At 73.3% G+C, this 10616-nt stretch carries 12 protein-coding genes; 8 read left to right on the forward strand and 4 right to left on the reverse strand.

Features of this window, described 5'->3' with window-relative positions:
• Nucleotides 1-6: 6 nt before the first annotated feature.
• Nucleotides 7-1134, forward strand: a complete 1128-nt coding sequence (locus N912_RS0115565) for an AAA family ATPase (RefSeq protein ID WP_028923162.1) — start codon at nt 7-9, stop codon at nt 1132-1134.
• On the opposite strand, the gene N912_RS0115570 is transcribed toward N912_RS0115565, so the two are convergent.
• Complete coding sequence (locus N912_RS0115570; RefSeq protein ID WP_028923163.1) at nt 1131-1478, reverse strand: ArsR/SmtB family transcription factor; 348 nt, start codon at nt 1476-1478, stop codon at nt 1131-1133. The genes N912_RS0115565 and N912_RS0115570 overlap by 4 nt on opposite strands.
• Nucleotides 1479-1612: 134 nt before the next feature.
• On the opposite strand from N912_RS0115570, the gene N912_RS0115575 reads away from it, so the two are divergent.
• The gene (locus N912_RS0115575) at nt 1613-2278 is read left to right on the forward strand and encodes a CBS domain-containing protein (protein WP_028923164.1); all 666 of its coding nucleotides are present in this window, start codon (nt 1613-1615) and stop codon (nt 2276-2278) included.
• Between the two features lie 9 nt (nt 2279-2287).
• Here the strand turns inward: N912_RS0115575 and N912_RS52130 are convergent, their stop codons facing one another.
• A complete protein-coding gene (locus N912_RS52130; RefSeq protein ID WP_037064446.1) occupies nt 2288-2869 on the reverse strand; it encodes a TetR family transcriptional regulator in 582 nt (193 codons plus the stop codon).
• Between the two features lie 94 nt (nt 2870-2963).
• On the opposite strand from N912_RS52130, the gene N912_RS0115585 reads away from it, so the two are divergent.
• The 4 genes from N912_RS0115585 to N912_RS52135 all read left to right on the forward strand — a co-directional run bounded on the left by N912_RS0115585 (nt 2964) and on the right by N912_RS52135 (nt 6899).
• Nucleotides 2964-3944: an oxidoreductase gene (locus tag N912_RS0115585; protein WP_028923165.1), complete on the forward strand. Its 981-nt coding sequence runs from the start codon at nt 2964-2966 to the stop codon at nt 3942-3944.
• A 304-nt stretch (nt 3945-4248) separates the two neighbouring features.
• On the forward strand, nt 4249-4944 hold the full coding sequence (locus N912_RS0115590; RefSeq protein ID WP_028923166.1) for a helix-turn-helix domain-containing protein: 696 nt from the start codon (nt 4249-4251) through the stop codon (nt 4942-4944).
• Nucleotides 4941-5663, forward strand: a complete 723-nt coding sequence (locus N912_RS0115595; RefSeq protein WP_028923167.1) for a haloacid dehalogenase type II — start codon at nt 4941-4943, stop codon at nt 5661-5663. Before N912_RS0115590 ends, N912_RS0115595 begins: the two co-directional genes overlap by 4 nt.
• A gap of 69 nt (nt 5664-5732) precedes the next feature.
• Nucleotides 5733-6899, forward strand: coding sequence for an alpha/beta fold hydrolase (locus N912_RS52135; protein ID WP_051580211.1), 1167 nt, complete (start codon nt 5733-5735; stop codon nt 6897-6899).
• Nucleotides 6900-6982: 83 nt separating this feature from the next.
• Here the strand turns inward: N912_RS52135 and N912_RS0115605 are convergent, their stop codons facing one another.
• Nucleotides 6983-7699: a TetR/AcrR family transcriptional regulator gene (locus tag N912_RS0115605; protein WP_028923168.1), complete on the reverse strand. Its 717-nt coding sequence runs from the start codon at nt 7697-7699 to the stop codon at nt 6983-6985.
• Nucleotides 7700-7746: 47 nt separating this feature from the next.
• Nucleotides 7747-7899, reverse strand: a complete 153-nt coding sequence (locus tag N912_RS62060) for an AraC family transcriptional regulator (protein ID WP_425415292.1) — start codon at nt 7897-7899, stop codon at nt 7747-7749.
• A gap of 35 nt (nt 7900-7934) precedes the next feature.
• Here N912_RS62060 and N912_RS52140 point away from each other — a divergent pair, with 35 nt between their 5' ends.
• Together N912_RS52140 and N912_RS0115615 are read left to right on the forward strand one after the other, a co-directional pair.
• The gene (locus tag N912_RS52140; RefSeq protein ID WP_051580213.1) at nt 7935-8858 is read left to right on the forward strand and encodes an ABC transporter permease; all 924 of its coding nucleotides are present in this window, start codon (nt 7935-7937) and stop codon (nt 8856-8858) included.
• Between the two features lie 40 nt (nt 8859-8898).
• Nucleotides 8899-10611: a M28 family peptidase gene (locus N912_RS0115615; RefSeq protein WP_037064449.1), complete on the forward strand. Its 1713-nt coding sequence runs from the start codon at nt 8899-8901 to the stop codon at nt 10609-10611.
• Nucleotides 10612-10616: the final 5 nt, after the last annotated feature.

Consider the following 10616-nt stretch of genomic DNA (forward strand, 5'->3'; position numbering starts at 1 on the left):
GAACCCATGCCGTACCTCTCGGACATGTACCACGACCAGAACCGGCGTCGGCGCGCCGAGCGGGACGGCAGCGATAACGGGGCAGACGGGGCGCCGGTGGCCGCCGAGGCGCGGCGGCCACCGGGCTCCTTCGACGCGTCGGCGGTGGCGCGGCGGCTGAGCGCGCGGGTGATCGGCCAGGACCACGCGGTGGCCGCCGTGGTCCGGGCGCTGGTGCTGGCCCGCGCCGGCGCGCACGACCCGGACCGGCCGCTGGCCAACCTGCTGCTGGTCGGGCCGACCGGGGTGGGCAAGACCGAGCTGGTCCGGCGGGTGGCAGCCGAGCTGCGCTCCGGGCCGGACGACCTGTGCCGGGTGGACATGAACGCGCTGGCCCAGGAGCACTACGCGGCCTCCTTCAGCGGTGCCCCGCCCGGCTACGCCGGGAGCAAGGAGGCGTTCAGCCTGTTCGACCCCACCACCGTGGAGGGCGACCCCTACACGCCGGGGATCGTGCTGTTCGACGAGGTGGAGAAGGCGCACCCGACGGTGCTGCGCGCGCTGCTGCACGTGCTGGACAGCGGCACCCTGCGCCTGGCCAGCGGCCAGAAGACCATCTCGTTCCGCAACACGTTCGTGTTCCTCACCTCCAACCTCGGCTCCGCCGAGCTGGCCCGCCGCCGAGGCGCGCGGTGGCGCCGGGTGCTGGACCGCGCCGGCCGGCCGCTGCGCCTGGACGGCGTGGCCGGCCGGCTGGCCGCGAAGGGGAACGACGCCGCGGTAGGGGACGCGCTGCGCGGGTTCTTCGACCCGGAGTTCCTCAACCGCATCGACGAGACGGTGGTGTTCGAGGAGCTGGACCGCCCGGCGTGCGCCCGCATCGCCGCCGCCGAGACCGAGCTGCTGACCAGGCGGCTGCGCCGGCGCGGGGTGGAGCTCACCGTCGACGAGGCGGTGGTGGCGCTGCTCGCCGAGTCCGGCTTCGACCCGGTGTACGGCGCGCGGGGCCTGCGCCGGGAGCTGCGCACCCTGCTGGCCACCCCGGTCGCGGAGGAGCTGCTGCGGGTGCGCCCCTCGGGGACCGATCAGGTACGGATGACCGCGACCGTCCGCGACGGCCAGGTCTGCGTCGGCGCGGTTGACGCCGAGGGCTAGGGCAGCTTCACCGAGTCGGTCGGGGCGCGCAGATCCTCCAACAGCTCCACCTGGCCGGACAGCACGCCGGTCAGGATGCGCCGCGCCACCGCCAGCAGCTCCGCCACGTACGGGCTGGTCAGCGAGTAGTAGACGGTCGAGCCCGACTTGCGCGTGGTCACCAGCCCGGCGCGGCGCAGCACCGCGAGCTGCTGGGACAGGTTCGCCGCCGGGGTGCCGACCTCGGGCAGCATCTCCGCCACCGCGTGCTCGCGCTCGCTGAGCAGCTCCAGCACCCGGATCCGGGCAGGATGGCCTAGCGTCTTGAAGAACTCCGCCTTGAGCTGGTAAAGGGGCCTGGTCACCTGACGCCCTCCAGACCGATCTGGGCAGGTGGTGCCATAGTTGTTAACCTTAGCAACTTCGAAAGAGCGCACCCTCTCAATAGACTAGACGACTTCCGGGGTCGGTCCGCGAGACGCTCCCCATGGAGGCCGAGATGCCTGAGCCACCGGTGGCCCAGCTGATGCATCGACGCGTGATCACGGCCGTGCCGGACACCCCGTTCAAGGAGCTGGCCGGCCTCATGATCACTCGGGACCTCGACGCGCTGCCGGTGATCGACCCGGCCGGTCGCCCGCTCGGCGTGGTGACCGAGGCCGACGTGCTCGCCAAGCTCGAGTTCCACGGCGGTACCGACTACCCGCCGCTGCTGGCCAGCGGGCGCTGCCGTAGCCGATGGCGCAAGTCCGCGGGCCTGACCGCCGCCGAGCTGATGACCACGCCGGCGGCCACTGTCGGCGTGGACGAACCGGTGCACGTGGCGGTGCGGGCGCTGGCCACCCACCGGGTGCGCCGGCTGTGCGTGGTCTCCGGGGAGGGCCGGCTGGTCGGCATGATCGCCCGGCAGGACGTGCTGCGGGTGTTCCTGCGGGGCGACGGGGTCATCAGGGCCGACGTCGAGCACGAGCTGCGCGAGATCGTCGACGGCTCGGACGAGGTCGGCGTCGAGATCGCGGACGGCGTGGTCACGCTGTCCGGCACGCTGTCGCTGCGCAGCGCCACCGAGCACGCCGGCCGGGTCACGCACCACGTCCCCGGCGTCATCGCGGTGCACAACAACCTGCGCTACGACATCGACGACCTGGTCATCACCGGGCTCTGAGCGCCGGCCCTACCCGGCCTGGCGCGGGCCGACCAGCGCGAACACCTCGTCCAGCAGCGCGCCGGGCTCGCGGACCGGGCCGCACAGCCAGTGCCGGCACATCACGTCGAACGCCCCGAGCGCGCCGGTCACCAGGGTGTCCGCCTCCAGCGCGGTGCGCGTCCTGGGGGCCACCGCCTCGGTGAGCAGGCGGCGCCAGTGCTCCTGCTTGTCCTGGTGGCGCGCGCGCAGGGTGGGCGTGCGGTGGATCAGTTCGAGCAGCGCCACCGCCTCCTTCGGCCGCGCCAGGAAGCCCTCGATCAGCACGTCGAACCCGGCGCGCAGCGCCGTCCAGGCGTCCTCCTCGGCGGGCCGGGCCGCCACCGCGGCGGCCAGTTGCTCGCCCACTTCGTAGAGGAAGCCGAGCACGGTGTCCTCTTTGGACGGGAAGTACCGGAAGAAGCTGCGCCGGGACAGGCCTGCGGCCGCCGCGATGTCCTCCACGGTGGTCTGCTCGAAGCCGTGCTTCAGGAACAGCCCGAACGCGACCTCGGCGATCTCCGCGCGGACCGCGCGCCGGGCGCGAGCGCGCAACCCGCCGGGACCGGACACGCTTCTCAGTGTAAACCGAGACACTGGAGGCCGTACGTGACACCGAGTGCCATAATGGCCTCCACGGCACCCGATCCGGCACGCGGAGGCAGTCATGAGCCGAGGACACTGGACAGACGCGGACATCCCCGACCTGACCGGCAGGACCGCCATGGTGACCGGCGCCAACGCCGGGCTGGGCCTGCACGAGGCGCGGCAGCTGGCCCGGCACGGCGCGCACGTGCTGCTCGCCGCGCGCAACCGGGACCGGGGCCGGGCGGCGCTCGAACGGCTGGCCGCCGAGGTGCCCGCCGAGCGACTGGAGCTGGTCGCGCTCGACCTGGCCGACCTGGAGTCCGTGCGCGCGCTGGCCGCCGACCTGACCGGCCGGCTGTCCCGGCTCGACCTGCTGCTGAACAACGCGGGCGTGATGGCGGTGCCCGAGCGGCGGGAGACCGCGCAGGGCTTCGAGCTGCAGTTCGGCACGAACCACCTCGGCCACTTCGCGCTGACCGGGCTGCTGTTGCCGCTGCTGCTGCGCACCGAGGGCAGCCGGGTGGTGACCATGAGCAGCTTCCTGCACCGCCTCGGCCGGCTCGACCTGGACGACCTGCAGAGCGAGCGCCGCTACAGCCCGTACGGCGCCTACAACGCGTCCAAGCTCGCCAACGCGGTGTTCACCGTGGAGCTCGACCGGCGGCTGCGCGCGGCGCGGGCCGGCGTGCTCAGCATCGGCGCGCACCCGGGGTACAGCGCCACCGAGCTGCAGTCCAGCGGCCCCCGGATGGGCGGTGGCGGGCTGTTCGGGCGGTTGAACGCGCTGGTCACACCGGCGGTGACGCCGCTGATGGCGCAACCGGCCGCGCGCGGTGCGCTGCCGGCGCTGCGGGCGGCGGTGGACCCGGCGGTCACCGGCGGTGAGTACTACGGGCCGCACCTGCCCGGCGAGATGCGGGGCTACCCGGTGAAGGTGGCCTACCGGCGCGCGGCCCACGACCCGGGACTCGGCACCGGGCTCTGGGACGCCTCGGTGGCGCTCACCTCCGTCGACTACGCCGAGCTGGCCGGCGTCTCGGACCGGCCCACGGAGGAATGATCAACGCACGCCATTCCCGCGGGGCCGTATTTTCTCGGCGCCGCACTTGTTTCGGCCCCGTAGTCGGCCTCGGCGGAGTGGACGAGATCGGCAATGTGAGTGGCGAACTCGGGCCACAGTTGCCGGGGCACCCGCAGCCGCCGCGGCGCCGGGGTGCGGTCGCCGGAGGCCACCACCGCGAGCCGGGTGCGCGGCGTGGATGCCGAGCGCGTCGAGCAGGCCGACGGCGTCGGCGGCCATGTGCGAAAGCGCTCGCGAGCACAGTTCAATCGGGGTTGAAGCGTTGGCGGAATAGCGTGACGGCATGCCGGGAGACGCGGATCTGGCCCGCCTGGGGTCGCTGCTGGCCGACCGGACCAGGGCGACCATGCTGCTGGTCCTGCTGGCCGGCCGCCCCCAGTCGGCGTCGGCGCTGGCCAGCGCGGCCGGGGTGTCCGCGTCGCTGGCCAGCGCGCACCTGCGCAAGCTGGTCGAGGGTGGCCTGATCGTCGTCGAGCCGGTCGGGCGGCACCGGTTGTTCCGGCTGGCCAACGCGGTCGCCGACGCGCTGGAAGGGCTGTTGCTGCTGGCGCCGGAGGGCTCGGTGCGTTCGCTGCGCGGCGCGGTCTACGGCCGCAACCTGCGCCGCGCCCGGCTCTGCTACGACCACCTTGCCGGCACCGTGGGGGTGGCGGTGAGCGAGGCGATGCTGCGACGCGGGCTGCTGGCCGAGTGCCCGGACGGCTACGCGGTGACCGAGGGCGGCGCGGCCGGGCTGCGCGAGCGGGGCGTCGAGGTGGCCCGGCTGGAGCGGCTGCGCCGACCGCTCGCACGGCCCTGCATGGACTGGAGCGAGCGCCGCAACCACCTCGCCGGCAGCCTCGGCGCCGCGCTCATGTCGCGGTTCCTGGAGCTGCGCTGGCTGCGCCCGCACGAGGCCAGCCGGGTGGTCAGCCTCACCGCCGAGGGCCGGCGCGGCCTGCGGGACTGGTTGGAGATCGAGATCGAGGAGACGGCATGACGGAGCCGACGGACGGCGTGCGGGCGCTGGCGGTGGACATCTTCGGCACCACCGTGGACTGGTGGACCGGGGTGACCGGGCAGGTGGCCGAGGTGGCCGCCGAGCGCGGCGTGGCGCTGGACGCCGGCGAGGTGGCCGACGCCTGGCGCGAGCTGTACCTGCCGTCGATGGCCAGGGTGAACGACGCCGCCCGGCCGTGGGCGTACCTGGACACGCTGCACCGCGAGTCGCTGGACGAGCTGCTGGTCCGGTTCGGCGTGGACGGCGCGTTCGACGAACCGTCCCGGCGGCGGCTGGTGCGGGCCTGGCACCGGCTGCCGGCCTGGGACGACGTGGCGGAGGGGCTGGCGCGGCTGCGAACGCGCTACCAGGTGGTGGCGCTGTCCAATGGTGGGTTCGCGCTGCTCACCGCCATGCTCAAGGCCGAGGGCCTGGACTTCGACGCGATCATCTCGGCGCAGAACGCGCGCGCCTACAAGCCCGACCCCCGCGCCTACCGCGAGGCAGTCGAGCTGCTCGACCTCGCCCCAGACCGGGTGCTGATGGTCGCCTGCCACCGCTGGGACATCGACGGCGCCCGCCGCGCCGGGCTGCGGACCGCGTTCGTGGAGCGTCCCCGGGAAAAGGGACCGCATCGTACGGCCGACCTTGCCGCCGATACGGCGAGCGACGTCAAAGTCGGCGACTTCGTCGAGCTGGCCGCGGCCCTGGGCTGCTGAACCGGTTCCGGCCGCCGTCGGAAAAGTATCCCCTTCTCATGTGGGGCCGTTTCCGGAAAGATCGCCCCCATGTTCCAGTTCGCTGTCGAACCGGCGGATCTTTTCGCCGAGCGTTCTCGCCAGTTCGTCGGCTGGGGCATCCCGGAGCAGATAGTCGACCGGGTGCGGGCGAACGTCGACCACATGTGGGGCGACGAGCCGTCGGCGTGGGTGCCGGCGTGGTCCGAGCAGGCCCGGGCGGCACAGGTCCGGCGCGCCTGGCTGACCGCGGCGCTGTGCTGGGGCGCCGCCCGGTTCCCCTGCATGGCCGCGCCGCGCCAGCGGGACGCGTACCAGAACCAGCTCGACTGCTACCAGCGTGCCAGCCGCAAGGTGCCGGCGACCTTCCTGCGCTGGGTGCTGGACGTGCCGTACCGGGGCGAGACCACCCCGGTGGCCGTGCACGTCTGGCGACGGCCGGGCGTGTTCGGGCGGTCGCTGCTGGTGATGTGCGGAGGAGTGGACACCTGGAAGGTGGAGCTGCACCGGGCCGCGCTGGCCGGCGCCCTGCTCACCGGGATGACCGTCGCGGTGCTGGACATGCCCGGCACCGGTGAGTCTGCCGTGCCGCTGGCCGCCGACGCCGACGAGATCCTGGCCGGCGCGGTGGAGCAGCTCGCGGACCGGCTCGGAGCCCGGCGCACGGCGTTCTTCGGGATCAGCTTCGGCGGTCACTGGGCCGCCAAGCTCGCCCTCACCGGCCGGGTGGACGCCGCGGTGGACCTGGGCGGTCCGGTCGGTGCCGGGGTCGGCGGCGTCGACCTGGACGCGCTGCCGAACGGGATGGCAGGTGTCGTGGGCAACGCGCTGTGGCTGACCGGGCCGCCGAACCGCGCCGAGCGGGCCCGGTTCGCCGACGAGTTCTCGCTGCGCCGCCAGGGCCTGCTCGACACCTCGACGTCGGTGCCGCTGCTGGTCGTCAACGGCACCGCCGACCAGTACATCCCGGCCGAGGACGCCACCGTGTTCACCACCTGGCGCAACGCCACCGTCTGGCTCGTGCGGGGCGCCACCCACTGCGCCGCGGAGCACCTGCCGCGCGTGCTCCCGGCCGCCCTGACCTGGGCCAGGGCTCAGCTCGAACCCGCCTCGCGCACCGCCACCAACGCGGCCCGGCTCGCCCAGCTCCCGCTCACCCCGTTGCTCGCGCAGACCCAGGAAGTGATGGCGCGATGGCATCCGGACTGGTCTCACTGAGGGTTATTCACGCTCCTGGCGTGAGGGCGGGCCAGAGGTGGCGGGGAGGCGGCGGATGAACACAGCTCGTCCGAGTGGCTGGATCAGGCGGTTTGATCGCCGGAGGCGATTCGTGAATAACCCTCTGACTGTGAATCACTGACAGCGCGAGCCACCGACCGCTCGGCGGCATCCCTGTCGTCCCCGAGGCCGACCAGCAGGTTGGTGCCCAGCGGCAGCAGGATGTGCGCGAGGCCCTCGTCGAGGTGGGCCAGGCGCCCGGACAGCTCCAGCGTGACGAAGCCGTGCAGGACGCTCCACAGCTGCCCGGCCGTGTGCACCGGGTCGCCGGCCCGCAGCCGCCCGGCGCGGATGGCCCGGTCCGCCGCGTTCACCAGGTGGTTGTAGGCGCCCTTGGCGTCCTCCGCGTCGCCGAGCCCGGGGACGGCCTCGGTGGCGGACTCGGCCGGCCGGTAGCCGCCGGGCGCGGACAGCCCGAACATCAGGTCGTAGAGGTGCGGGTTGCGGTGCGCGGCGGCGCGGTAGGCGAGGGCCAGCCGGCAGATGTCCGCGATCGGGTCGTCGGACAGCTCCACCGTCGCCAGCTCGGCCTCGAGCTGGAGGAACCCCTCGGTCAGCACCGCGCGCAGCAGCTCCGGCATCCCGCCGAAGTAGTGGTAGACGGCGGTGGTGGAGGTGCCGATCTCGGCGGCCACCCGGCGGGCCTGCACCGCGGCCGGGCCCTCCTCGGCGAGCAGGCGCACGGTGGCGTTCACCAGTTGGGCGGGAACGCCGGCTGAGGCGCCCGCGGGGGTAGGCACGATCGTCACTCCTCGGAACGGTTCGTCGTGCTCATTCTATAACACGGTTACAGTGATTGTCGGACGTCCGTAGTGAAGGTCCGACGGTAGGCGCTGGGGGAGGTGCCCACCGTCCGGGTGAAGTGGTGCCGGAGGTTGGCCGGGCTGCCCAGCCCGCAGTTCTCGGCGATGCGGGCGACCGGGAGCGTGGTGGTCTCCAACAGCGGGTGTTGCGGGCGCGCGCGGTGGGTGCGGCATGAGCGGCGTCAGCGGCTCACGGCCGGCGGCGAGGCACGTGCTGCTCGGCGTGTTCGTCCTCGGCGTGGTCGTCTACATCGTCGCGCCGATGGCCATCGTGGTGGTGAACTCGTTCAACTCGGTCGCCTACCAGCAGTTCCCGCCGCCGGGCTGGTCGGGAAGGTGGTACGAGAACCTGGCCGAGCAGGACTCGTTCCGCTCCGCCGCCGCGTACAGCCTGCTGCTCGGCGTGGTCTCCTCGGCGGTCGCGCTGCTGGTCGGCACCATGGCGGCCTACGCGCTGACCCGGCGGCGGGTGGCCGGCCGCGCGCTGTGGCAGGCCGCGCTGCTGTCGCCGATCGTGGTGCCCAAGATCGTGCTCGGGGTCGGGCTGTTCATCTTCTTCGCGCGCATCGGGGCCTACGGCAGCTTCGCCGCGCTCGCCCTGGCGCACGCGCTGATCTCGCTGCCGTTCGTGGTCGCGCTGCTCACCGCCGCGCTGCTGGGCACCGACCCGAGCCTGGAGGAGGCCGCGCGCGACCTCGGGGCGAGCGCGGTGGGCGCGTTCGCGCGGGTGGTGCTGCCCCGGGTGTGGGTGCCGATGGTGGTCGCCGGGCTGTTCGCGTTCATCACCTCGTTCGACCAGCTGGAGTCGACGATCTTCCTGACCCGGCCGGGCAGCACCACGCTGCCGATCGAGATGTACGACTACACGCTCAAGTACCAGGACCCGACGGTCGCGGCGCTGTCCACGCTGGTCATCGCGCTCGGCGTGGTGATCGTCGCGGTGGTCGGCCTGCTGCTGCGGCGGGGTGAGGCGATCGGCGCGCTGCGGCGCGTCCAGAGAAGCCTAGTCACATCCGGAGCTGAGGGCGGGCCGGAGGTCCGTCCGAAGGTCCGGACAGGCGAGACGAGCGGGGTCGGGACCGTACAGCAGTTGTGAATAGGCCTCTCTTGAAGGAGGCGCAGAGAGGGGTCATGAAATGACAGTCGCCGTGGCGGCGCTCGACGAGGCGCGGATGATGGCGCACGTCGAGGAGTTCGCGCGCTGGACCAAGCACGCCGGGACCGAGGGGGAGCGCGCCAGCCTCGGCTACATCGAGCGCGAGCTGAGGTCGTACGGGTTCGCCACCCAGTTGATCGAGCATCCCGCGTACATCAGCCTCCCGGTCCGGGGCGGCGTGCGGTGGGACGGCGGCTCGGTGGACGGCGGCACCCACTCGTTCTCGCGCTCCAGCGGGCCGGACGGGGTGAGCGCGCCGCTGGTGGCGGTCGGGGCGGGGCGGGCCGACGACTACGCGGGACTGGACGTGCGCGGCAAGGTCGTGCTGGTCGACGGCGTGCCCGGGCCGGCCACCACGCTGGAGGCCGGCCGGCGGGGCGCGTTGGCCCAGGTGCACGTCTGCCCGCACGAGCACCACCACGAGATGTGCTTGTCGCCGGTCTGGGGCAGCCCGGACGACCAGCGGCTGCGCGAGCTGCCGGACACGGTGGTGGTCTCCGTCGGGGCGCCGGACGGGCAGCGGCTGCGCGACGCGCTGGCGGCGGCGGGCGACGAGCCGTTCGTGGTCACCGTCGACGCGGAGGTCCAGACCGGCTGGCGGTCGACGCCGATCCTCATCGCGGACCTCGTCCGGGCCGACGACGAGCCGTTCGTGCTGTTCAGCGGCCACCACGACACCTGGCACCACGGCGTGATGGACAACGGCACCGGCAACGCCACCATGCTGGAGGTGGCGCGGGCGTGCGCGGAACGCCGCGGCGAATGGCGCCGGGGGCTGCGCCTGGCGTTCTGGTCCGGGCACTCCCAGGGCCGCTACTCCAGCTCGGCCTGGTACGCCGACCACCACTGGGAGGAGCTGGAGCGGCGCGCGCTCGTGCACGTCAACGTGGACTCCACCGGCGGCATGGGCAACACCGTGGTGTGCGACGCCACCTCCTCGGCGGAGCTGGCGCACCTCGCGGAGGAGGCCCTCTACGCCGAGTCGGGCCAGCACTACTCCGGGCGGCGGATGCACCGCGCCGGCGACCAGTCGTTCTGGGGCATCGGCGTGCCCGCGCTGTTCGCCAACATGAGCGAGCAGCCCGCGTCCGAGGAGCCCAGCGCATGGTCCATGGTGCTCGGCTCGGGCGGCCCGGCCAGGGCGGGCGCGGGCACCGGCTGGTGGTGGCACACCCCGTACGACACCGCCGACAAGATCGACCCCGAGCTGCTGGCCCGGGACACCCGCATCTACCTGCACGCGGTCTGGCGGCTGCTCACCGACCCGGTGCTGCCGCTGGACTACGCGGCCTCGGCGCGGGCGCTGCGCGACACCCTGCTCGAACTGGCCGGCTGCGCCCAGGGCCGGTTCGACCTGTCGCTGCCGCTGCGCCGGGCCGAGGAGCTGCTGGAGCGGGCCGAGGCGTTCGCGTCCGCTCGGGTCCCCAACGAGAACGAGGACGACATCGCGCGCGCGAACGCCACGCTGGTGGCGTTGAGCCGGGTGCTCGTACCGCTGGACTACACCGCCTGTGACAGATTCGACCACGATCCGGCGCTGTTCCTGAGCCCGCTGCACCCGCTGGCCGATGTGACGGCGCTGGCCGCGATGGAGCCGGGCAGCGACGAGTTCCTGTTCCTGGAGTCCCGGCTGGTGCGCGCCCGCAACCGGGTGGCGTTCGCGCTGCGCGCCGCGTGCGACGTCCTCGCCTGAGGAGG

This window comes from Actinospineispora acaciae DSM 45401, from assembly GCF_000620785.1.
In the GTDB taxonomy this organism is placed as follows: domain Bacteria; phylum Actinomycetota; class Actinomycetes; order Mycobacteriales; family Pseudonocardiaceae; genus Pseudonocardia; species Pseudonocardia acaciae.

Excerpts from the sequence above, each read along its gene's own strand:
- N912_RS0115565 (WP_028923162.1), top strand. The coding sequence starts at position 7 with ATGCCGTACCTCTCGGACATGTACCACGACCAGAACCGGCGTCGGCGC.
- N912_RS0115575 (WP_028923164.1), top strand. The coding sequence starts at position 1,613 with ATGCCTGAGCCACCGGTGGCCCAGCTGATGCATCGACGCGTGATCACG.
- N912_RS0115585 (WP_028923165.1), top strand. The coding sequence starts at position 2,964 with ATGAGCCGAGGACACTGGACAGACGCGGACATCCCCGACCTGACCGGC.
- N912_RS0115590 (WP_028923166.1), top strand. The coding sequence starts at position 4,249 with ATGCCGGGAGACGCGGATCTGGCCCGCCTGGGGTCGCTGCTGGCCGAC.
- N912_RS0115595 (WP_028923167.1), top strand. The coding sequence starts at position 4,941 with ATGACGGAGCCGACGGACGGCGTGCGGGCGCTGGCGGTGGACATCTTC.
- N912_RS52135 (WP_051580211.1), top strand. The coding sequence starts at position 5,733 with ATGTTCCAGTTCGCTGTCGAACCGGCGGATCTTTTCGCCGAGCGTTCT.
- N912_RS52140 (WP_051580213.1), top strand. The coding sequence starts at position 7,935 with ATGAGCGGCGTCAGCGGCTCACGGCCGGCGGCGAGGCACGTGCTGCTC.
- N912_RS0115615 (WP_037064449.1), top strand. The coding sequence starts at position 8,899 with ATGACAGTCGCCGTGGCGGCGCTCGACGAGGCGCGGATGATGGCGCAC.